The 23122-nt window shown below is 39.1% G+C and carries 18 protein-coding genes and 1 rRNA gene; 16 read left to right on the forward strand and 3 right to left on the reverse strand.

The genetic code is table 11. The features are described 5' to 3' along the window. Positions 1-219 precede the first annotated feature (219 nt). The 6 genes from rrf (at position 220) to ihfA (ending at position 6947) form a co-directional block, all read left to right on the forward strand. Positions 220-334 (forward strand): 5S ribosomal RNA (rrf, locus tag I6F43_RS07595). Between the two features lie 816 nt (positions 335-1150). Continuing rightward, the gene (locus I6F43_RS07600; protein ID WP_010554011.1) at positions 1151-2206 is read left to right on the forward strand and encodes a DUF2066 domain-containing protein; all 1056 of its coding nucleotides are present in this window, start codon (positions 1151-1153) and stop codon (positions 2204-2206) included. Beyond that, positions 2206-2916 carry a DnaA regulatory inactivator Hda gene (gene hda / locus I6F43_RS07605; protein WP_007580342.1) on the forward strand — a complete coding sequence of 237 codons (711 nt, stop codon included), beginning with the start codon at positions 2206-2208 and terminating at the stop codon, positions 2914-2916. Before I6F43_RS07600 ends, hda begins: the two co-directional genes overlap by 1 nt. A gap of 345 nt (positions 2917-3261) precedes the next feature. Then, positions 3262-4242, forward strand: coding sequence for a phenylalanine--tRNA ligase subunit alpha (pheS, locus tag I6F43_RS07610; protein ID WP_033027877.1), 981 nt, complete (start codon positions 3262-3264; stop codon positions 4240-4242). Positions 4243-4257: 15 nt separating this feature from the next. After that, positions 4258-6645 carry a phenylalanine--tRNA ligase subunit beta gene (gene pheT / locus I6F43_RS07615; protein WP_002960691.1) on the forward strand — a complete coding sequence of 796 codons (2388 nt, stop codon included), beginning with the start codon at positions 4258-4260 and terminating at the stop codon, positions 6643-6645. A gap of 2 nt (positions 6646-6647) precedes the next feature. Beyond that, positions 6648-6947 carry an integration host factor subunit alpha gene (gene ihfA, locus I6F43_RS07620; protein ID WP_002960690.1) on the forward strand — a complete coding sequence of 100 codons (300 nt, stop codon included), beginning with the start codon at positions 6648-6650 and terminating at the stop codon, positions 6945-6947. 239 nt (positions 6948-7186) lie between these two features. Here ihfA and I6F43_RS07625 read toward each other — a convergent pair whose 3' ends face one another. Further along, positions 7187-7987: a DUF2989 domain-containing protein gene (locus tag I6F43_RS07625; protein ID WP_197101657.1), complete on the reverse strand. Its 801-nt coding sequence runs from the start codon at positions 7985-7987 to the stop codon at positions 7187-7189. Positions 7988-8161: 174 nt separating this feature from the next. On the opposite strand from I6F43_RS07625, the gene I6F43_RS07630 reads away from it, so the two are divergent. From I6F43_RS07630 to ccoG, 10 genes are all read left to right on the forward strand, one after another. After that, complete coding sequence (locus I6F43_RS07630; protein ID WP_010554014.1) at positions 8162-9604, forward strand: glyceraldehyde-3-phosphate dehydrogenase; 1443 nt, start codon at positions 8162-8164, stop codon at positions 9602-9604. Positions 9605-9787: 183 nt separating this feature from the next. After that, positions 9788-10915, forward strand: coding sequence for a M14 family metallopeptidase (locus I6F43_RS07635; RefSeq protein WP_010554015.1), 1128 nt, complete (start codon positions 9788-9790; stop codon positions 10913-10915). 376 nt (positions 10916-11291) lie between these two features. Continuing rightward, positions 11292-12794, forward strand: coding sequence for an alanine/glycine:cation symporter family protein (locus I6F43_RS07640; RefSeq protein ID WP_010554016.1), 1503 nt, complete (start codon positions 11292-11294; stop codon positions 12792-12794). Positions 12795-12933: 139 nt separating this feature from the next. Continuing rightward, complete coding sequence (locus I6F43_RS07645; protein WP_007580349.1) at positions 12934-13260, forward strand: hypothetical protein; 327 nt, start codon at positions 12934-12936, stop codon at positions 13258-13260. Position 13261: 1 nt separating this feature from the next. Then, positions 13262-13543 (forward strand): YeaC family protein, encoded by a 282-nt coding sequence (locus I6F43_RS07650; protein WP_007378333.1) that lies wholly within the window; start codon positions 13262-13264, stop codon positions 13541-13543. Beyond that, positions 13533-16214 (forward strand): DUF349 domain-containing protein, encoded by a 2682-nt coding sequence (locus I6F43_RS07655; protein ID WP_197101659.1) that lies wholly within the window; start codon positions 13533-13535, stop codon positions 16212-16214. The genes I6F43_RS07650 and I6F43_RS07655 overlap by 11 nt, the downstream gene beginning before the upstream one ends. 366 nt (positions 16215-16580) lie before the next feature. Further along, positions 16581-17135: a DUF1439 domain-containing protein gene (locus tag I6F43_RS07660; protein WP_002960677.1), complete on the forward strand. Its 555-nt coding sequence runs from the start codon at positions 16581-16583 to the stop codon at positions 17133-17135. A gap of 68 nt (positions 17136-17203) precedes the next feature. Further along, positions 17204-18508, forward strand: coding sequence for an ABC1 kinase family protein (locus I6F43_RS07665; RefSeq protein WP_024608102.1), 1305 nt, complete (start codon positions 17204-17206; stop codon positions 18506-18508). 93 nt (positions 18509-18601) lie between these two features. Then, positions 18602-20020, forward strand: coding sequence for a sigma-54 interaction domain-containing protein (locus tag I6F43_RS07670; RefSeq protein WP_197101661.1), 1419 nt, complete (start codon positions 18602-18604; stop codon positions 20018-20020). 145 nt (positions 20021-20165) lie between these two features. Further along, positions 20166-21548, forward strand: a complete 1383-nt coding sequence (gene ccoG, locus I6F43_RS07675) for a cytochrome c oxidase accessory protein CcoG (RefSeq protein ID WP_197101663.1) — start codon at positions 20166-20168, stop codon at positions 21546-21548. Between the two features lie 25 nt (positions 21549-21573). Here ccoG and I6F43_RS07680 read toward each other — a convergent pair whose 3' ends face one another. Next, entirely contained in the window at positions 21574-21993 is a 420-nt protein-coding gene (locus I6F43_RS07680) for a hypothetical protein (protein ID WP_197101665.1), read from the reverse strand. 145 nt (positions 21994-22138) lie between these two features. Then, a complete protein-coding gene (locus I6F43_RS07685) occupies positions 22139-23062 on the reverse strand; it encodes a M14 family metallopeptidase (protein WP_197101667.1) in 924 nt (307 codons plus the stop codon). Positions 23063-23122: the final 60 nt, after the last annotated feature.

A 23122-nucleotide genomic window follows, 5' to 3' on the forward strand; every position in this document is an offset into this window, starting at 1 on the left:
TTAACCATACAACGCCAAACGCGTTTTATGTGATAGTGAAACAAGCGAAGAAGTTAATATAACTAAAGTAGATATTACTTAGAAAGACTTAAAAAATATTATCAGATATTTTCCAAATTCAAGAGGTGACTCTTAGCGCGTAGCGTTAAAATTGAGGCACCTTGCGCAAAGAAAATGGTAGCACTACGTGCTTGTCATTCATTCTTTGCACCTAATTTGCTTGGTGACAATAGCGTTTTGGACCCACCTGATTCCATGCCGAACTCAGTAGTGAAACGAAACAGCGCCGATGATAGTGTAGCATTTGCTATGTGAAAGTAGGACATTACCAGGCTTCAAATTGTAGAAAGCCCGAATCTAACGATTCGGGCTTTTTTACGTCTGCAGAAAAGTGAAATGTGCGTAATTAATACACACTCACATCAACACCTAGCACGCAGGGCGGGCGAGCATAGCGACTCCCGACGCTAGAATCACAACAAAAACCCTCAATACCCCATTCTGCCAATACAGTAGCATTTACTACGTGACTCTCCACCGCTGTGGGTATCGTGACATTACACAAGCTTCACATTGTAGAAAGCCCAAATTTAACGATTCGGGCTTTTTTACGTCTGCAGAAAAGTAAAATACGCGCAATTAACACACACTCACATCTACACCATCAAGTAGGGCGGGCAAGCGTCGTGACTCCTGACGTTAAAATCACAACAAAACCCTCAATATCTCAGTCGGCCAATAAATTAGCATTTGCTACGTGACTCTCCACCGCTGTGGGCACTACGACATCCTACTGCGTAGCCCACCGACTTCAAATTGTAGAGAGCCCGTATCTAACGATTTTTTACGCCTGAAGAAAGATTAAATGCGAGCCAATAACGAATAATCTTAACCATAACATCATCAAGTACTTACATTAAATACCTTCATGATCTAACTAAACCCGAGAGGTTCGCGTTTTGAAAAGTGTAGTAAAGTTAAATGTAGGTGAATAGCGTACAACTCACTCAACTATCTTATTCATATTTAATCTTTTTTACTTTCTATAAAAGCTAATTACTTTCATTTCCTTAGATAACAAATTTAATTTTGCTTTGTTACTGTCTTTGATTTAGGATCAAATCAGTTTAAAACCAAGAACTAACAGCCTGTGTATAGATTATTAATTAGCGCCATATCCATTTTATTTTGTTTTTCTGCGTCGGCAGTTGAAGTAACTGATCTATATCAAGATATTTTAAAAGTGGATGACAAAACACGAGACACTCGATTAGCTGCGAGTCGTAAAGCTTTGCTCAATGTTTTAGTGAAAGTAAGCGGTGATGAAACCGCGGATCAAAATAAATTAGCACAGCAACGCACTAAAGATATTTCTGATTATATGCTTAAGTTTGAATATGACGAGAGAGCAAATGGACAATTGAAACTTGTTGTTAAATTTGAAGCTCGAAAGATCAATGCGTTAATCAAAGAGTTAAACTTACCTTTATGGGGAGTACAACGCCCGTTAGTCGCAATATGGTTAGGTATTGAAGACAATTGGCGCAGAGAATTAGTAACACAAGAAAGTTACCCGCAATTAGAGCAGTTAATTTATGACAAAGCAGGACGCCGTGGTCTGCCTGTCGTTGTGCCATTACTTGATTTACAAGATAGACGTTTAGTAGGTATTCCTGAGGTATGGGGTAACTTTTCTGAACCAGTAGAAGAGGCCTCTAGACGCTACAGTGCTGAGCGAAGTATTACAGCAAGAATGTATAAAGAAGCGGATAGCGAAAATTGGATTTTAGATTGGCGTTTTACTAATGATGATCAATTTGATTCAAATAGATTAACGGGCGATAAGCAGCAAATAGTGAGTCAAATGATTGATACCTTAGCTCGAGGCCTTGCAAGCGAGTATGCTATTGATCCAAATGCTTATTATGAACAAGCCGCGGCCACGCTAACATTAAAAGGCACGCAAAGTTTTGTTGATGTTGAATTAGCAAAACAAAGATTATTGAACTTAAGCGTTGTTACGCAAGTTAAAATTGTTCGTAAAACACCAGAATTTGTAGAATTTAAACTAAACCACACTGGTAACCTAAGCGATCTTAAAAAAGGGTTAGGGTTAGACTCCTCATTTAAAGATTATGAGGATCCACGTGCTTTTTATCATGTTGTTGATAAAAATAGCTTAGAGTATCAATGGATAACGCCATAATGCTAACTTCTGAGCCGATGCAAATGGCATTACCGGTTACCTTGCCGGATGACGAAACATTTGCATCGTACTTTGGTGGGGAAGATTCGTTAGAGGTTAACCATTTAAAAGATAGCTTTTCGAAGTTAGCTAAAAAGTTTCAGTATACTTATTTATGTGGGTTAGGTGATTCGGGTAAGTCTCACCTTTTGTATGCAACCTGCATTAAAGCACAAGAGCGTGGCCTATCTAATATGCTGCTGTCTATGCGCGAAGTAATTGACTTTGGACCTATGGTATTAGACGGTTTAGAAGCACTTGATGTTCTATGTATTGATGACGTGCATTTAGTTGCAGGCAATGATGCATGGGAAAAAGCACTATTTAACTTTTTTAACAGGTTTAACGAACCCGGAAAAATGTTAGTAGTAACTGCTGATTTACTTCCTAGCATGCTTAATATCTCGCTGCCTGACTTAGAGTCTCGCTTAACGTGGGGAACAACCTTTCAAATTCGCTCTATGAGTGATGACGACAAAGCACAAGCACTTGTTAAGCGCGCTCATATGCGCGGCCTTGAATTAAGTGATGAGTGTGCACGCTTTTTACTAACCCGTTTAAGCCGTGATATGCGTGCTTTACTAGATGTACTCGACAAATTAGATCATGCATCTATGGCTGCACAGCGAAAATTAACTATTCCTTTTATAAAATCAACGTTAAAGCTGTAGTAGGTCTAGAATCTAGACCCTGCTTTCAGTTATCATAAGCTATTATCAGAGCGTGTTTACCTTTCCTGATTGGAATTTGTTTAACTTAAGAGTGCTTTAATCGCGTCGTGAGGACTTTAGCGTAGTATTTATATGCGAAACCCGAACAACAAAGAAAGTAGCCTCCGAGATAAACACTTCAAACTGCATGTGTTTGGTCTTTATTTAGCGTTATTGCATGACTTATGTAGGAAACTACAGTCCAATGATTAACCTTATTTAATAACCAACCACACTGTTGTTAAGCAATCTTGAAAGGCCAACACGCTCTTAAGCAATCACCTTCTGTGAAAGATCAGGTATCGAATGAACTTAGAAAACATATTAGCGCAAGCACTTGAGGCGGTAGCCAGTGCCAGTGAAATAGCGCAGTTAGAAGATATCAGGGTTAATTACCTTGGTAAAAAAGGCGAAATCACTAGCTTACTTAAAACGTTAGGTAAAATAGCACCTGAAGAACGTAAAGAAGCAGGCCAAGTTATAAACCAAGCTAAACAAGATGTACAAACTGCTATTAACGAAAAGCGTGAATTGCTTGCAAGTAAAGCACTTGAAGAAAAGCTAGCTGCTGAAACTATAGATGTAACTCTACCAGGGCGTGTTATGCCTACCGGCGGTTTACACCCTGTTACGCGCACTATTGAGCGTATAGAAAGCTTTTTTGGTGAGTTAGGTTTTGAAGTTAAATCTGGTCCAGAAATCGAAGACGATTTTCATAACTTTGATGCGCTAAATATCCCTGAGCACCATCCGGCACGTGCTGATCATGATACCTTTTATTTCAATCCTAAATTAGTACTACGTACACAAACCAGTGGCGTGCAAATTCGTACTATGGAAACTGAGCAGCCACCACTGCGCATTATTTCACCTGGACGCGTATACCGTAACGATTACGACCAAACACATACACCTATGTTCCATCAGGTTGAAGGTTTAATGGTTGATACCGATGTTAGCTTTACTGAGCTAAAAGGTATTTTGCATGATTTTTTACGTAACTTTTTTGAAGAAGATATGGAAATTCGTTTCCGTCCTTCATTCTTCCCGTTTACAGAACCTTCAGCTGAAGTAGATGTTATGGGTAAAGACGGTAAGTGGTTAGAAGTACTAGGCTGCGGCATGGTACATCCAAATGTACTTAAGTCTGTGGGCATTGACCCAGAAAAATACACCGGCTTTGCTTTTGGTATGGGTGTAGAGCGTTTAACTATGTTGCGCTATGGCGTAAACGATTTGCGTGCATTTTTCGAAAATGACTTAAAATTCCTGAACCAGTTCCGTTAAGAGTGAAACAATAAAATGAAATTTAGTGAAAAGTGGTTAAGAGAGTGGGTTAATCCTGCTATTGATACGCAAGCTCTTTCGGAACAGCTTTCAATGGCTGGTCTAGAAGTTGATGGCGTTGAGCCTGCTGCTGCCAAATTTAATGGCGTAGTTGTAGGTGAAGTTGTTGAATGTGGACAACACCCTGATGCAGATAAACTGCGTGTTACCAAAATTAACGTAGGTGGCGATGAGCTACTTGATATCGTGTGTGGTGCACCAAATTGTCGTTTAGGTATTAAAGTTGCTGTTGCAACTGTGGGCGCTGTACTGCCTGGTGACTTTAAAATTAAAAAAGCCAAACTACGCGGCCAACCTTCAAACGGAATGCTATGTGCTTTTGTTGAGCTAGGTATTAGCGAAGAAGGCGACGGCATTATGGAATTGCCAAGCGATGCACCAGTAGGCACTGATTTACGTGATTACCTAGGTCTTGATGATAATATTATAGATGTTGATTTAACACCAAACCGTGGTGACTGCTTAGGTATAAAAGGTCTAGCACGCGAAGTAGGCGTTTTAAATAGTATTGACGTAAACGTATTAGATATTCCAGCTGTTACTCCAACAATTGATGACAAAGTATCAATTGAGCTAGTTAATGAAGATGCATGTCCTCGTTACCTTGGTCGTGTGATAAAGGGCATTAACCTTGATGCAGAAACACCGCTTTGGATGGTTGAAAAGCTACGTCGCAGTGGCGTACGTTCAATCGACCCAGTAGTTGATGTTACTAACTATGTATTACTTGAACTTGGTCACCCAATGCACGCGTTTGATTTAAATGCGATTGAAGGTGGTATTAAAGTACGTAGTGCAAACGCAGGTGAAGAACTTGTTTTATTAGACGGTAACACCGCTAAATTAAACGACACAACACTTGTGATAGCCGATCATAACAAAGCACTTGCAATTGCAGGTATTTTTGGTGGTGAACAATCAGGTGTTACAGATAAAACATCTGATATATTACTTGAAAGCGCATTTTTTAATCCTGTAGCAATTGCAGGGCAAGCACGTAGCTACGGTTTACACACTGATGCTTCACACCGTTATGAGCGCGGTGTTGATTTTGCTCTACAACATGATGCAATGGAACGTGCAACAGCACTTCTTCTTGAGATTGTGGGTGGTCAAGCAGGCCCCGTAGTTGAAGCTGTTGCGGCCGACAAACTACCAAAAGTGACTGAAGTACGTCTTCGTCGTGCACGTTTAGACCGTGTTATTGGTCATCATATTGAAGATGCTAAAGTAACAGATATTCTTACGCGTTTAGGTCTTGATGTTAAAGTAGAAAATGAAAGCTGGAGTGCGGACGTACCAAGCTACCGTTTTGATATTCGCATCGAAGAAGATTTAATTGAAGAAGTAGCACGTGTTTACGGTTACAACAGCATTCCAAATGTTGCACCAACTGCAAAACTTAAAATGACGACACATAACGAAGCAACTATTGCGCTTAGCAAGTTCCGCAATACGTTAGTGACTCGTGGTTACCAAGAAGCAATTACATATAGCTTTGTAGACCCTAAAGCACAAGCTATTTTACACCCAGAGTGTAAAGCAATGGTATTACCGCACCCTATTTCAATTGAAATGTCAGCGATGCGTGTAAGTTTAATGCCGGGTTTATTAGCGTCTGTAGCGTATAACCAAAATCGCCAACAGCCTCGTATTCGTTTATTCGAACATGGTCTTAAATTTATAAGCGACGAAAGTGCAGAAAATGGTGTTTACCAAGTACCGGTTATTGGCGGCGTTATTACGGGTCTTGTAAATGGTGAACATTGGGTTGAAGAAAAACGTAACGTTGATTTTTACGATTTAAAAGGTGATGTTGAAGCCTTACTTGCAATTACCAATGACATTACTCGCTTTGAAATTAAAGCCGAGCAGTCAGATGGACTTCACCCTGGTCAATCAGCAGTAATATATGTTGATGGCAAAAAGGTTGGTTTTTTTGGTGCTTTACATCCTCAAGCTCAAAAGTCGTTAGATATCAACAACGCAACTTTTGTTTTTGAAATTGAAATGTCAGCAATAGAAAAAAGAAATTTACCGCAAGCAGAAGGGGTGTCTAAGTTCCCTTCAAATCGCCGCGACATCGCGATTTTAGTGGCAGACAGCGTTAAATCTGGCGACATTTTAAGCGTGATCGAAAAAGTTGGCGGAAATCAATTGGTTGACCTAAACTTATTCGATGTGTATAAGGGCAAAGGTATTGAGCCAAATTATAAGAGTTTGGCGATTGCTCTAACACTGCAAGCGGTTGATAGAACACTCGAAGAGAAAGATATCAATCTAGTAGTTGATAACGTGGTGGCCGAATTGGCCGAACAGTTTAATGCATCGTTGAGGGACTAGATATGGCGCTTACTAAAGCCGACATAGCTGAACACCTATTTGAAAAGCTCGGGATCAATAAAAAAGATGCCAAAGATTTAGTTGAAGCGTTTTTTGAAGAAATCCGCTCAGCGCTAGAAAAAGGCGAGCAGGTTAAGCTCTCTGGATTTGGTAACTTTGATCTTCGAGACAAAAAAGAAAGACCAGGCCGCAACCCGAAAACAGGCGAAGATATTCCTATTTCGGCACGTCGTGTGGTGACTTTTCGACCAGGTCAAAAGCTTAAAACCCGCGTAGAAGTGGGCACAAGCAAAGCAAAATAAAAAAAGGCAGCGTAAGCTGCCTTTTTATTTGCCTGAATAACCTAGTTATTAAATTATACCAACCTGCATAAATCTTTGATCAATTTAACGAATTAAATTGCACTATAACGTCGTTAAAAATGTTTTATTTAGAACAACTAGATACAAAAATTTTTGCCTAGTTCTAGCGTAATTCCCTTAACGTTAAATAGACCCCATATATAAGCAGATTGGTATTAGGTTATTTTTGCGATTATAAATTAAAACTCTCGAGGAGATACAAAATCACCTGCCATTATTTGCTGAAATGTTTGCTCTGCAAGTACATATAGGCTGTCTAAGCTTTTACCATTCGTTATTAATTGCTGCTCAATTTCAAACACGTCAATATTTTCAATCCCCGACATTTGCGCTACTTTAGAAAATATATATGCATGCTTAAATTTATCATGTTTATAAAAAAGACTAATAAGTGATGTATACACTTCAGGATTCGGTACGTTGTCTTTTTTATTGAGTTCTAAAGTTTTATAAAGCAAATCGATGGTTTTTTCATCGTCGAACTTAATATAGTACGATGCTAAAAAAAATTGCATTTCGGCACTTTGCGTTACACTTTTGTCATTTTCTATCGCCAATAATTTTGTCAGTGCGTTTTGGTTATTATTTCGTGACCATTGGTAGTAGAGCAAACCTGGATGGTTCGTATTTTGGGTATCTTGATATAAGCGAGTCATTTCTTTAATGCTCGTTAATTGACCGTCAATACGTGACGTTTTTTTAGCTTTTAACTTAATATGTTCAATTTTGGCAGCCACAGTTATACATTGGTTATAGGATTCAAAGTCCTTGAGTAATTGGTATTTATTTTCATCAGTAGGGTCTTTGTATTCTATGTAACGTTTGATAATTACATCAGAACGCTCATCCTTGCAGTGGCTGTCTTTGTTTAAGTCGCTACAAAAGCCAGGTGTTTCTTTGCACACTTGTGCGAGTGTCAACGGTTCTTCACACCCTGTCAACGTTAGCAAACCCAATAGTACACTTGCTTTTTTAAGCATCCCTTAACCCCAAATGAATATCTACCTTGTTATTCTAACGCAATCATTTAACGCCTAACAGTAGAGAATAACTTCAGATTAAATTAGAATAGCCCTGCCTGAAGTGCATTACTCTCAAAATATAGTGCATTTTTAAAGGCTATCCGTTCAAAATGATAAACTTAGGTAAATAAAATGACCTCATCTCACGAGTTAGAATACACAAATAGTTGGCAAGAGCGCCAAGATTACGCAGAAAGCATGCAACCAATCATTGGTAAACTTTACCGTAATCGTGGTATCGAAATCGCTGTATATGGCCGTCCTCTCGTAAATGCCAGTACTATCGATATTATCAAATCTCACAAAACCGTTGCTCAGTTTGAAGGCACTAAATTACGTTTGCGTGAAAGCTTCCCATTTTTAGAAGCTATCAGCAAAATGGAATTAAACTCTGCACGTATTGATATTGGTAAGCTTGCATATAGTTATTTGTTCACTGAAGCTGCAAAAGGCCGCTCAGTAGAAGAATTTGTAAAAGATGAACTTGCAGAAATAGCTGACTTACCAGCGAAAGAACCACGCGATGTTGTATTGTATGGTTTTGGTCGTATTGGTCGTTTACTAGCGCGTTTATTAATTGAAAAATCAGGTCCATATTCAGATTTACGTTTGCGCGCTATTGTTGTGCGTGGCGGTAAAGAGGGTGATCTTGAAAAGCGTGCAAGCTTACTGCGTCGTGATTCAATTCACGGTCCATTCAATGGCTCAATCACTATTGATAAAGAACGTAACGCAATTAAAGCCAACGGTAGCTACATTCAGGTTATTTACGCTAACTCTCCTAGCGAAATTGATTACACTCAATACGGTATCGACAATGCATTAATTGTTGATAACACCGGTATTTGGAAAGACGAAGCGGGCCTTGGCCAGCATCTAGAGTGTAAGGGCGCTGCAAAAGTATTATTAACAGCGCCTGCAAAAGGTAATATCAAAAACATCGTATATGGTGTTAATAACAAAGATATTTTACCTGAAGATAAAATTGTTTGTGCAGCAAGCTGTACAACCAATGCAATTACACCAACGCTTAAAGCACTAAACGATAAGTTTGGTATTAATAATGGCCATGTTGAAACTGTACACTCGTACACGAACGATCAAAACCTTATTGATAACTACCACAAAGCAGAGCGCCGTGGCCGTGCCGCAGCACTTAACATGGTAATTACTGAGACAGGGGCTGCAAAAGCGGTTTCAAAAGCATTACCAGAGCTTGAAGGCAAATTAACAGGTAACGCAATCCGCGTACCTACACCTAATGTGTCGCTAGCTATTTTGAACCTTAACTTAGCAACAAGCACATCAGTTGAAGAGCTAAACGCATTTTTACGCGATACTGCACTTCATTCAGACTTACGTGACCAAATTGATTACACAGCATCAACGGAAATTGTTTCTACCGATTTAGTAGGTAGCCGTTACGCAGGCGTTGTTGATTCACAAGCAACGATTGTTGAAGATAACCGTATTGTTTTATATGTATGGTACGACAATGAGTTTGGTTACAGCTGCCAAGTAGTTCGTTGTATGCGCGATATGGCCGAAGTGTCATTCCCAAGCTTACCTCGCTAATTTATTTGCAGTGACTTAAAAGCCAGCATGTTGCTGGCTTTTTTGGTCGTGTATTATTTTTAAAGCGTATGCCTTGTGATAGGCTTTAATTAAGAAAATGCACATTCGTTTTACTATTTACAAAATAATGTCAGTTCTGTGAATTAATAAGCAGATAAACTTATTCAACCTAAAGGTTTTTTCATGAAAATCAGCAGCAATTTCGACAGTGGTAATATCAAAGTTATTGAAGCCACCGATCCTTTAAATATTCAATTAGAAATTAATAAAGATCACCAGTCTGAATTTTATCAGTGGTTTCACTTTCGTCTTGAAACAACGCCTTACCAATTGCATAAGTTAAATATTAATGAGCTTGATAAATCAGCTTACCCAGATGGTTGGGAAGGGTATCAAGCCGTTGCATCATATGACCGCCAAACATGGTTTCGTGTACCATCAAGCTATGAAAATGGCACATTAAGCTTTGAAATTGAACCAGAGTGCGGCAGCGTGTATTTTGCTTACTTTGCGCCATATAGTTACGACCGTCATTTAGATTTATTATCTTGGGCACAAAGCCAAGGCGCTTGCCAACTAATAACGCTCGGTGAAACACTCGATGGCCGCGATATGAGTGTGCTTAAAATTGGTGAGCCAAGTGAAGATAAGAAAAACATCTGGATCACAGCACGTCAACATCCAGGTGAAACAATGGCGCAGTGGTATGTAGAAGGGCTATTGCACAAATTACTTGATGACGAAGACCCACATGCAGCTGCATTATTGTCAAAAGCAGTATTTTACGTTGTACCAAATATGAACCCTGACGGCAGCGCACGCGGACATCTGCGTACTAACGCTAAAGGCGTTAACTTAAATCGTGAATGGCAAACACCAAGCATGGAAAATAGCCCTGAAGTTTACTTAGTGCTTAATAAAATGCGTGAAGCTGGCCTAGATATGCACCTTGATATACACGGTGATGAAGCTATCCCGTATAACTTTGTTGCAGGTAGTGAAGGTATTCCAAGTTACGATGCTCGTCTTAAAGGCCTAGAAGATAGCTTTAAAGCAGCGCTTTTAACTATTACTCCAGAGTTTCAAGATGAACATGGCTATCCAAAAGATGAGCCAGGCCAAGCTAACCTTACAGTAGGCTCATCAGCTACAGCTGAAGAATTTAAAGCATTAACGTACACAATTGAAATGCCATTTAAAGATAACAACGATTTACCAGATCCTGATTACGGCTGGTCAGATCGTCGTTCATATCAGTTTGGTCAAGATACGTTAGCGGCAATTGTTAATGTTGTTGATAATTTAAGATAAAACGTTTATTTGAAGGGTATCAATAGTTTTGATGCCCTTTTTGCTTTTAGTAAAACCCCTTTTACAAAAAATAATAATCATATAGCAACTTCACTCCAAAACGTTTTTAACGTTTCTTCGCCGCGTATCATCACCGTATCGGTACAAATCAATCTACTTTCCTTTAAATACTGCTGATGTAGTGCCTTGCAATAGCTACGTAATTAGATATTTTGAAAATTAAGTGTTAACAAAGTTGGGGTACTTAAGTTAAGATTAATTAAATAATGAGTCGGGACGGGAGAGGTAAAACCTTATTTCGTGAAACTTATGTTGCGTAGTAGCTAAAGCAGAGTCTCGTAATTAAAAATAATAAATATAACTATAGAGGATATCCATGGAAGCTTTTGTAAGCGCTGTTAATGATGTTGTTTGGAGTAATGCACTCATCTATTTATGCCTAGGCGCAGGCTTGTTTTATTCAGTATTAACTCGATTTGCTCAAGTTAGACATTTTAAAGAAATGTGTAAGTTATTATTTAGTCCAAACACGTCTGATAAAGGTATTTCATCTTTTCAAGCCCTTGCAGTATCGTTGTCTGGACGAGTTGGCGTAGGTAATATTGCAGGTGTTGCAGCAGCTATCGGTTTTGGTGGACCAGGTGCTATTTTTTGGATGTGGGTTGTTGCTTTTCTAGGTGCAAGTACCGCATATGCAGAATCTACTTTAGGCCAAATTTATAAAACAGAAGAAAACGGGCAATATCGTGGCGGCCCAGCGTATTATTTTGACCGTTGTTTAGGGCAAAAATGGCTAGCTGTTTTATTTGCTGTTTCGGCAATTATTGCATGTGGTGTTTTTCTGCCAGGCGTACAAGCAAATGCGGTAGGTAATGCGTTTACTCAAGTGTTTGGCGATGGCAATATGGTTTCTACTAGCTTTGGTGACGTAGGCAGCTTTAAATTGGTCGCTTTGGCAATTATCCTTATTGTTTTGGCGTTTATTATTTTCGGCGGAATAAAGCGTATTGCGAACTTTACGCAAATAGTAGTGCCATTTATGGCGCTTGGTTACATAGTATTGGCACTAATCGTAGTATTTTTAAATTTAGATAAAGTGGGTGATATATTTTATTTAATTATTAGTGATGCGTTTACTGCGCAGGCCGGTTTTGGTGCTGCTATTGGTTGGGGCGTTAAACGCGGTATATATTCTAATGAAGCAGGCCAAGGTACTGGGCCTCATGCAGCAGCCGCTGCAGAAGTTGATCACCCTGCTCAACAGGGGTTAGTACAAGCTTTCTCTGTTTACGTTGATACCATCTTTGTGTGTACTGCAACAGCATTAATGATTTTAATAACGCAGCAATACAATATTGTGGGTGAGTTACCAGCAGGGCAATTTATTGTTCAAAATGTTGATGCAGCCACTGAAGTGGGTTCAGCAGCCTTTACGCAAATGGCTCTATTTAGTGTATTTGGTAGCTTTGGGCAGGCATTTGTTGGCATCGCATTGTTCTTCTTTGCTTTTACCACAATACTTGCTTATTACTTTATTGCAGAGACTAATATTGCTTACTTAAATCGTTATTTTAAAGGCAGTATTCCGCTTGTTATCGTGAAGTTTGTGATTATGTTTATGGTTGCATACGGCATGGTAAACAATTCAGGTTATATCTGGACTATTGGTGATATTGGCGTTGGCTTAATGGCCTGGATCAACATACTAGGTATTTTAGCTATTTTCTTCGTAGCTAAGCCTGCTTTGTTATGTTTGAGCGATTATGAAGAACAGAAGAAAAAAGGCGGAAAAATCATATTTGATCCAGTTAAATTAGGCATTAAAAACGCCACGTTCTGGGAAAAACGTTTAGAAAAGCAGTCAAAAGACGCAGAGTAATTAAACTTAGTGGGCAACTTAGAAAATTATCGCCCCAAAATTAGTTATTGGTTTGAATTCAAAAAAGACAACGAGAAATAAAACAAGTACAATAAAGGCGCCGAAAGGCGCTTTTTTTATGCGTAGTATGGAGAGAAGTATGGCGATTATTCGTTGCCCAAAATGTGCAAAATCAATTTCAGATAAACATAAGCAATGTCCGCATTGCGAAAGCAATATTGCAGAGCTAAACGACGAGCAAGTTTTACAACTTCAGCGCGAACAGCGAATTAAAAAAAAGCAGATGTTTATAAATCACTCCTTTTTGGCGCTTATCTTATTTTTAGGTGGTTTTTTCTGTTTGTACTTTTTACAACCGCAAGAAAAAACGCTTCAGTGGTATGCTTATACTGCGGCTATTGGCGTAGGGTGTATTTGGTATCTTATAAACCGAATTGTTTTAGTGACTCTAAAAAAGAAAAAATGACATGAATATCGACAATCTTGTACAAAATATTACTCCCGAATTATTCGAACGCTTACAATACGGTGCATCAACTGGCAAATGGCCAGACGGTACCGTTTTATCAGACGAGCAAAAGCAACAAACAGTGCAGTTGGTTATGTTGTATCAAGCAAAAGTGGCTCAATCAAACGAGCAATTTACGATTGGTGCTAATGGTGAAATGATCCAAAAGACAAAAGCTCAACTACAAAAAGAATTTAAATCAGACAACGAAATAGCTAGGTTTAGTGAACATGATCTTTAAGCACCTTTTTACACCGAAATGGAAACACCCTAAGCAACAAGTACGTCTTGATGCTATCGAAAAATTAGACATTGAACGTGATGCAACCATATTAAACACGTTAGCACTTGAAGATAGTTCAGCTGAAATACGCCGCAAAGCACTACAAAAAGTAAACGAGTTACCACTTTGGTGGAAAGCGTATAAACAAGATCAAGCATTAAAAGATATAGCAGAACTTCAAATATCTAATGCTGTTTTAAATAGCGAGAGTGCACTAACACCGCAAATTAAAAACGAATACATAGAGCGTTTTGCACCCGTTAAAACACTCGAAAAGTTAGCGTTTGCAGAAAAAGAACTGCAAGTACGCGTTAAATTATTAAAACGTTTAGCAAATCCAAAACTAGTAGAAAAAGCATTTAAAGAAGGTAGCGAAGAGCTACAAACTCAATTAGTTGAACTTGTTATTACCCATCAATTAATTAAGCCATTAGTAAAGCATGCAAAGGGTGGTGCAAAAGCAGCACTTGAAACGCATATTGAAAATGAGCGTTTAGCAATAGAAATGCCACTACAGGTTGAAAGTGCAACACGTGTTATTTTAGCTAAGTTAAATGCCTTACGTGAAAAAACAGATTTTGGTGTTGTAAATCCACAAGCCGGCGAATTAATGGCCCATTGGCAAACACTTGAGCTCAAATGGCTAAGTGATGAGCGTGTTAAGCTTCTTGACGAAAAATATATTTCGATTACCACTAAGTTAGATGCACACATTGAACAGCTAAAAGCGGTACACGACAAAGAGCAGCAAAAATTAGCGCTACAACAGCGCCAATTGCTAGCGCTTGCAACTGTTGAAGCGTTAAGTGAAGAAATAGAAAACGCCTTACAGCTAGGCCTTGAAACACCAGAGCAAATTCAGCAAGATTGGCTTAATGCAAAAGTAGCGCAAGCTAAGCAAGCTATTAGCGAAACAGAACTTGCTAATAATACGCAATCTAAACTGGCTGTAAGCAAGTTAGAAAAGCTATTTACTCAAGTTGCTAAATTACCTGAGCTAACAACGGCTATTAAAGAGTACAAACTCGCTTTTGCAGCATTATGCGAAATTAAGCCAGCAGAAGATTTAGCGCAATACGATGCAACTCTAACTGAATTTAATAATGGTTTTAAAGCAGCGCGTAGTCATTTAAATATTTTAGATGGTGCACTGCAAAGTACGTTTAAAACACAGTTAAATACGCATAAAAAGCAATTTTTAGCACCAATGAGTGAGCTAGTTAAGCCACTTGAAAAAAACCAAAGCCAAGCAAAACGCAAAGCTCGTGATGTTAAACGCCTAATTGAAGAAGGTCGTTTTAATGTTGCCTTTGGCGTGTTTAAAGGGTTTGAAGAGTTATTTAATACACTCACTGAGCAATATCAACAGCCGCTTGTAAATATAAAAGCGGAACTTGAAGCGCAACTTGCAGATGCTAAAGATTGGCAAAAATACGCTGCAGCACCAAAGCGTGAAGCTTTATTAGAAGAAGTAAGTGTATTAGTAAGTGAAGAGTGTACTGACCCACAACAACGCGCAGAGCAAGTAAAAGTGCTACGCAAGCGTTGGAATGAGTTAGGTCGTTTAGATACAGATGAAGAAAAGCAACAAGGCGTGCAGTTTGATGAAAAAATCGAGCTGTTATTTGCACCTTGTCGTAGTTACTTTGCAGAGCAAGAAGTACAACGCGAGGCCTCAAAAGCACAACGCGAAAGTATTATTAGCGACATGCACGCGCTTCATTTACAGCCTACGGCTGAGGATGACTTTGATTGGAAGCAATATGAAAGCCAATACAATCGTTTAAACAAAGCGTGGCGCAGTGTAAGTAAAGTTGATCCTAAAACATACCGTACACTAAACGATCGTTATAAAAGCGAGCAACAACAAGTACTGGCTTTATTAAACGCATTTCATAAAAGTAATGCCGTACTTAAAAATGAATTAGTAGAAAAAGCGCAGCAATTATCACAAAGCGATGATTTAGCCGCTGCGTGCCAAGAGTTGAAGCAAATGCAGCAGCAATGGCAAACAATTGGTTTTGCAGGTTTAAAAGCTGAAAATGCGTTATGGCAAAAATTTCGTCAATTTAACGATGAAACATTTACTAAACGTAGTAGTGAATTTGAGCAGCAAAAACTTGATCAAAATGAGTCAGATAAACAAGCAGTTGCAGAACTTGCTGAGCTTGAAGCAGCACTTAGCGATGTAAATCAAAGAGCACAGTTGCACGACCTAGAAACAAAAGTGAAAGGGTACACGCAATTTAGATCGTTAGCGCCTAAAGTTACTAAGCTACTAGCAGCTATTGACGATAAACTTGCATTGCTTACAAGCAAATCAGAGCAAGCTAATCTAGATGCGTTAATTAAAGCACTTGAAAATAATGAAGCGTTGCCAAGTCAGTATCAAGCACCACTTAAAACAGCATTAAACACAGATCAACTTATTACGCGCATGGAAATATTAGCGAACGTAAGTTCAACCGATAAGTCACTTAGAATGGCAGAACAAGTAGCCATGTTAGATGACAAACATCGTGGCGAACATGCTGATTTAAACTATTATTTAAAACAGTTATTAGCGCTCAGTGCTGGTTCAGTTGAACCTGACACACTAACGCGACTTAAAGCGACACTTGCAGCTTAATACACTAGGGCGTGTTGACCTTTCGTGGTTGAATTTGCAGCAGACTGTTTGGTATTTAGGCAAGGCAGAGTCTATGTAGTGTGGTTATTCCCCATAAATAGGCGATAACGCAGCATAAATGCCAAACATGCGCTGCCCTTTGGGTTCTTTCTAGGGACGATTAACTCTTTGTTGCTCGGTTTTGACTTAGCCCGCTAGGTTACAAACCTCACGCCGCGATTAAATCGACCCTAGATTGAACAAATTTCAATCCACAAAGGTCAACACGCCCTAGAACCAGCGTAATATATGCTGGTTACTATTTTAATAAGCCGCTTTAATAGCGGCTTTTTTATGTATCACTAATTTATAAACAAAAGGGTTCTCATGAGAATTTTAGTTATTATTGCAGCGTTATTTTTAACAGCCTGTAATACCACGCAAGGCATATCAGTATATTCATTTACTAACTCTGAGGTTGAGTCTGTACTGGGTAAGCAATTACCAAAGTTAAGTGAAAAAGTAAGCTTAATGGGTTTGCCGGTTCAGTTTGATGTAAACGACTTAAGTGTAAATATTGGGCCTGATAACCGCGATGTTGTTGTTCTTGGTGCCGATTCAAGCGCTGAAATTAATGCATTCGCACTTAAATACCCAGTGCGTTTAAAGCTACAAATTGAAGGTAGCCCATTTTACGACAGTGAGAAAAAAGCAGTGTTTTTACGTAATATTAAATTACTTGATTCGAGTGTTGATGCCGGTGGTTTCAAAGGTAATTTAGGTGCACTTGATAGCCAAGCAATGGATGTGATTAATGCTTTTTTAGCGGTTAACCCTGTTTATACTCTAAATATGGACGACCCTAAAATGATGCTACTTAGTAAGCTTCCACTTGATATGAAAGTGGTTGAAGGTGCAATTAAGCTAGTACCTCGTCTATAAGTAGATCTACCTACTTACAATATACGTATTAATTAGCCTGACTTTCAGGCTAATTAGGTTTTAATATTATGGCGGCTCCTCGTACTGTTCCCACTTCTCGGCTTTCTCGCTTTGCAAAATTAGGCTCACTTGCCACAGGTGTTGCTACCAATATGTTAGTTGATGGCGCTAAGAGCGCGCTAACCGGTAAAGGTTGGGACAATAAAAGCTTGCTACTACAACCTAAAAATATTGAAAAGCTAGCCACACAGCTATCTCATTTACGTGGCGCTGCAATGAAGCTTGGGCAATTACTCTCAATGGATGCCGGTGACTTACTTAGTCCTGAATTGGCTCAGTTACTTGCTTTACTGCGCTCGGACGCGAATCCAATGCCTCATAAGCAACTTGTTGAAGTGTTAAAAGAGCAATGGGGGGATGAGTGGCTAGCGCGTTTTTCTCATATTGAGTTAAGGCCTTTTGCAGCGGCTTCTATAGGGCAAGTTCATTTAGCTTATAGAGAAAATGGCGATCAGCTTGCTGTTAAAATTCAATATCCTGGTATTGCAAAAAGTGTAGTAAGTGATGTCGATAACGTTATTTCTTTATTAACGATTTCTCGATTATTGCCAAAAGATCTCAATATTAAACCACTTATTAGTGAGGCTAAAGCGCAGTTATTAGCCGAGGCTGATTATAAGCGGGAGGCTCAGTACTTAATACGTTATAAAAATGCACTAGCAAGTAATCCCCACTTTAAAGTGCCTAACGTATATCCAGAGCACAGCACACAACAAGTACTTACTATGGAATATATAAAAGCAGAGCCCATTGAGAGCATTACAGAGCTACCTGATAGTCAAAAAAGCTTTGTTGCAGAGCAACTTATTGATTTGTTTTTTAAAGAAATGTTTGAATTTAAATTAATTCAAACCGACCCTAATTTTGCCAATTTTCATTATCAGCTTGATACACAAAAAATTGTTTTATTTGATTTTGGTGCAACGCGAGAAATATCAACCGAGCTTAGCCGCGCTTATTTAGCTTTATTTAAAGCGGGTAGTGAAAACAACAGAGAAGGTGTACTTAGAGCGGCTTCACACATTGGTTATTTTAAAAATGACTTAGTTGATGAGTATAAAAACAACGTCATTGATTTATTCTTAATGGCGTGCGAGCCACTGAGAGCAGAAGGGGAATTTGATTTTAAAAATAGCGAACTCGCGCTCAAAATTAAAAATGCAGGGCTTGCTCTTAGTGGGCAATCTCAGCAATGGCATACACCGCCCGTTGATGCGCTATTTATTCACCGAAAACTTGCAGGACTTTACTTAATAGCCGCAAGGCTAGGTGCAAAAATAGATGTAAAAACGCTATTTCAGCACTATTTATAGCGTTTTGATGGGCACGTGAGTGCATTTTAAGTAATGTGTGCACTCAGCGTATAAAACTGTCATAATGCTCGCGATATTTCGCGAGGTGCATTTATGATAAAACAATTTTTAAACGATCCTAAATTATTGCTAAACGCAGTAGGTGAGGGCATATACGGTTTTGACCTGTCGGGTAATGCGGTGTTTGTTAATCCTGCCGCTGAGCGCATGACAGGTTGGCGAGCAGACGAGTTATTAGGTAAAAAAATACACCAATATCATCACCATACTCATGCTGATGGCACGCCCTATCCCGCTGATGAATGCCAAATATATTGCACCATGTTTGACGGAAAACGTCGTGAAGTTAAAAATGAAGTTTTTTGGCGTAAAGACGGTAGCTCATTTGCAGTGGAATACACCTCAACACCGGTTTATCAAAATGATGAGTTAATTGGTGCTGTAGCGGTATTTCGCGACATATCACTGCAACAGCAAACACAAAATGCATTGCAAGAGGCACTTGAGCAAGTAAAGCATTTAAGTGAGCAGCTAAAAGATGAAAACAACTACTTAATTGCAGAACTTAACGAAGATTGGCAAGACTCAGGGCTAGTTGGACAAAGTCATATATTTCAAACCATGTTAGATCAAATAAAACTGGTGAGTGAAACCGACAGCACAGTGCTTATACTTGGCGAAAATGGCACGGGTAAAGAATTAGTAGCCCGTAATTTGTATCGACTAAGCAAGCGTAGCGAACAAGCCTTTATAAAAGTAAATTGCGCCGCATTTACCCCAAGTTTGCTAGAGTCAGAATTGTTTGGCCATGAAAAAGGCGCGTTTACAGGTGCAAATGAACGCCGTAAAGGGCGTTTTGAACTTGCTGATAAAGGCACCTTGTTTTTAGATGAAATAGCAGAGCTTCCACTTGAGGCACAAAGTAAACTACTTAGAGTCCTGCAAGAACAAGAGTTTGAACGTGTAGGTGGCAGCAATACGCTAAAAGTAAATATTAGAGTGATTGCAGCGACTAACCGCGACCTGTGGGAAATGGTACAAAAAGGCACGTTTAGAATTGATTTGTACTATCGGCTTAATGTATTTCCTATAAAAGTACCCGCCCTTAAAGATCGAAAAGAAGATATTCCTTATTTATGCGCTAATTTAATTGCGCAGCTAAATAAACGACTGGGTAAACATTTAAAGGGGCTAAGTAAAAAAGCAATTACACAACTGCAAGCCTACGATTGGCCAGGCAATATTAGAGAGCTGCAAAATGTACTTGAACGCGAAGCTATTTTATCTAATCATGCGATACTTCAGCTAAGTCAGCCTTTGCAAGCGGGTGGTGAAGTAGTTATTAACCCTTCACTTACGCTTGATGAGGCCCAAAAACAGCATATAACCTCTGTTCTCGCGTTATCGCACTGGCAAATATCGGGTGATAAAGGGGCAGCAGTTAAATTGGGCTTACCTGAGAGTACACTACGCTCAAAAATGCGAAAGTTAGGAATTGCTAAAAATTCGTGATATATCGCGCAGCGCGTTTAATATCGCGAATTTTATTTTACTGCGTTGAAATAAACTGTTTAATATCAATGATGTAAATAAAGTTTCAGCTTGGTCTGAAAGTTGCAAATACTTGCATAATACCCGTCATTATGAAGCAAGTACTATGAAGTTTGATATTAAAGAAGAAGACATGATCATTAAGCCCTATAACACCGAAGGGCCAATTTATATCCGCGAGCAAAAAGGATTTTTTCAGCGCATACGCCGTAATTTAGGTTGGCTGTTAATGCTAACTTTTATTGCAATACCGTGGATCCAATATAACGGACAACAAGCTGTGCTGCTTGATGTGGCAACGCAAACTTTTACTATTTTTGGTCTAACACTCCTTCCTCAAGATTTTATGATTTTAGCCTTGCTGTTTATGGTGGGTGCATTTGCGTTGTTTTTTGTAACTAACTGGCTGGGTCGAGTTTGGTGTGGTTACACGTGTCCGCAAACAATATGGATGCTTATGTTTTCGTGGGTGGAGCAACGCATAGAAGGCACTCGAAATCAGCGAATTAAATTAGATAAATCACAGTGGACGCTAAGCACTTGGCGCAAAAAAATAACTAAGCACAGTGCGTGGCTTATTATTTCAGTTTTAACCGCCACCTCGTTTATGGCATATTTTATTCCGGCAAAAAGTTTGTATATGGAAATGCTTACGTTTGAGTGGTCAGGTATAACGAGCTTTTGGGTGTTTTTATTCGCTTTTTGTACTTATGGCAATGCAGGGTTTTTACGCGAAAAAATGTGCACTATTGCTTGCCCGTATTCTCGTTTTCAGGCTGTTATGTTTGATAAAGATACGTTGCTTGTTACATATGATAACGAGCGAGGTGAAAGCCGAGGACCACGTAAACGCAAAGCTGATCCAAAAGAGCTTAACTTAGGTGACTGTGTAGACTGTAACTTGTGTGTAGAGGTATGCCCTGCAGGAATAGACATTCGAAATGGATTGCAATATGAATGTATAAACTGTGGCTTATGTATTGATGCCTGCGACGATACCATGGAAAAATTTGGTTACGAAAAAGGCTTAATTAAATACGCGAGTGAAAAACAAATGGAAGGTAAAAAAACCAATCCATTTAGATTAAAACTAGTAGGATACGGCGCATTAACGGCTTTGTTAATCATTTCGATGTTTGCATGGATGCTGCAACGTACACCAATAGAAGCCTCAGTACTACGAGATAGGAATGCGCTCTACAGAGTGAACTACGAGGGCCTTGTAGAAAACCCTTATACACTTACTATTATTAATAAAACGCAGCAAGCACTGCATTACAGTATTGCCATAGAGGGTTTACCAGGAGCAATGCTCTCAAGTCCGAGATCTACGCTTGTACAACCGGGTGCGATGAAAAGAGTCCCCGTTACTGTAACAGCGGATGGTTACGATATTGAGCGTAAAGTGAGTAAGTTACAATTTATTGTAACAGCGCAAGAAAACGCCAGCATTACGATAACCAAAGATAGTCAGTTTTACAAAAACTAAGATTGATAAAGCAAGGTCAATTATTTTATATCAGTTGGCCTTGCTTACTTTTTAAGTTGTGAGAAATAAACTGTTTAGCGCTATCTAAATCGGTAAATAGGCACTCACTAAAATTAACGTTTCTTTTTGCACACTCTAAAATGCGCTTCATTTGATTTATAGCGATAGCTGATGTGAGTACAAACGCGCTACTTAGGCAGTTGTTTGCTTTCATTAAATGGCTAATATCTATCATTTCTTTTTCTGCCTCAGGCGTTGCAGCCAAAACATCAAAAGAATCACTAATATAGGCCCAAGGCTGATTTTTGAGTGACTGTATTTTTTCGCATAGTTCAATTTTAAACGCACGAAGAAGCCCTGAGGTGATGTATCCCGAAAAGTGAGCGATAACAACGTTATTTTCAGTATAGAGGCTTACCTGTCCATATTTGTTTTTAAACCCCAATGTATACTCCTTGAATTTGAGGGAAGGCTAACCTTATACCTTTAAATCCAATGAAACCAGTTCTTTTGGGTTGTTTTTTGTTATCAGATTGTTTCTTGGTTGGGGCGGGTACTTAATTTAATGAGTACCCGCTCTTGAACAGTGGTTAATCTTTTGTAGAGGTTTTAATGTAATTTAGCGCGCTCGTTATAACGGCTACTTGTGCCAAAATACATTCTTCATCGGTGGCTGTTGGGCTATCTGGGTACACTTCTGTAGTAGTTACATAGGGTGCATCAGTAAAGCCCATACATAAACCTAACTCTCGAGCTGCATAGTTAATTACACCAAATTGCTCTTGAGGCACGCCTATTAACTGGTTATTTTCATCGCTCGGTGCAATATGAGTGACCTTTGCAACGCTTTCTATAATTACTTTTTGAAACTCAGGCTCAGGCTTTTTGGTATCTGCAACTAAATAAAACCCGTCAGGTATGTTCCAGTTAGTATTTGTAGTGCCTTCACGCGCAGCGAGTGCGGGTCTAAATTCACTGTTATCACTATCTGTTGTTTCGTGTAAATCAATATGAGCGATTAAGTCAGTACCTAATGATTTTATAAACGCCATAATAGCGGCTGATTCTTGAGCTGGGCTGCCCTCGTAAAATGAGCGATTAGGATCAATAGCGTCTGGGTTCCAGCGGTTTATAGTCTCATATCCCCAAGGGCTAATGCAGGGGGCAACAATAATATTAAACTGTTCGCAATATTGCATAGCCGATGTTTTAGCAAACCTAAGTGCGCCATGTACGCCACTGGTTTCGTAGCCATGTACACCACCGGTGATTAAAACAGTTGGTTTATTAGCATTAAAGTTAGGCGTTTTTAATATATATAATGGGTAAGTGCCAGCGGTGTAATTAAGCTCGCCGTATTGCTCTATATCTAAGGTGCTCTTAAGGTCATTAATTAGCGTTACGACTTCGTTTTGGTAACTGCGTTTAATGTTTTGGCGTGTTAACCACTGGGCTTTATCGTTGTTATTCCATTTTTTGCCAGGTGTGCCAATAGGGTATGTGCTGTTAGTCATAATAAACCTTTATATCAATTGTTATTAGCTCTCCTATAAATAAGGAGGGCAATTACAATT

Source organism: Pseudoalteromonas sp. NZS71_1, assembly GCF_015864305.1.
Taxonomy (GTDB): Bacteria; Pseudomonadota; Gammaproteobacteria; order Enterobacterales; family Alteromonadaceae; genus Pseudoalteromonas; species Pseudoalteromonas arctica.

Coding starts and splice junctions, on each gene's coding strand:
- hda (WP_007580342.1), top strand. CDS start 2,206: ATGCTAACTTCTGAGCCGATGCAAATGGCATTACCGGTTACCTTGCCG.
- pheS (WP_033027877.1), top strand. CDS start 3,262: ATGAACTTAGAAAACATATTAGCGCAAGCACTTGAGGCGGTAGCCAGT.
- pheT (WP_002960691.1), top strand. CDS start 4,258: ATGAAATTTAGTGAAAAGTGGTTAAGAGAGTGGGTTAATCCTGCTATT.
- ihfA (WP_002960690.1), top strand. CDS start 6,648: ATGGCGCTTACTAAAGCCGACATAGCTGAACACCTATTTGAAAAGCTC.
- I6F43_RS07625 (WP_197101657.1), bottom strand. CDS start 7,987: ATGCTTAAAAAAGCAAGTGTACTATTGGGTTTGCTAACGTTGACAGGG.
- I6F43_RS07630 (WP_010554014.1), top strand. CDS start 8,162: ATGACCTCATCTCACGAGTTAGAATACACAAATAGTTGGCAAGAGCGC.
- I6F43_RS07635 (WP_010554015.1), top strand. CDS start 9,788: ATGAAAATCAGCAGCAATTTCGACAGTGGTAATATCAAAGTTATTGAA.
- I6F43_RS07640 (WP_010554016.1), top strand. CDS start 11,292: ATGGAAGCTTTTGTAAGCGCTGTTAATGATGTTGTTTGGAGTAATGCA.
- I6F43_RS07645 (WP_007580349.1), top strand. CDS start 12,934: ATGGCGATTATTCGTTGCCCAAAATGTGCAAAATCAATTTCAGATAAA.
- I6F43_RS07650 (WP_007378333.1), top strand. CDS start 13,262: ATGAATATCGACAATCTTGTACAAAATATTACTCCCGAATTATTCGAA.
- I6F43_RS07655 (WP_197101659.1), top strand. CDS start 13,533: ATGATCTTTAAGCACCTTTTTACACCGAAATGGAAACACCCTAAGCAA.
- I6F43_RS07660 (WP_002960677.1), top strand. CDS start 16,581: ATGAGAATTTTAGTTATTATTGCAGCGTTATTTTTAACAGCCTGTAAT.
- I6F43_RS07665 (WP_024608102.1), top strand. CDS start 17,204: ATGGCGGCTCCTCGTACTGTTCCCACTTCTCGGCTTTCTCGCTTTGCA.
- I6F43_RS07670 (WP_197101661.1), top strand. CDS start 18,602: ATGATAAAACAATTTTTAAACGATCCTAAATTATTGCTAAACGCAGTA.
- ccoG (WP_197101663.1), top strand. CDS start 20,166: ATGAAGTTTGATATTAAAGAAGAAGACATGATCATTAAGCCCTATAAC.
- I6F43_RS07685 (WP_197101667.1), bottom strand. CDS start 23,062: ATGACTAACAGCACATACCCTATTGGCACACCTGGCAAAAAATGGAAT.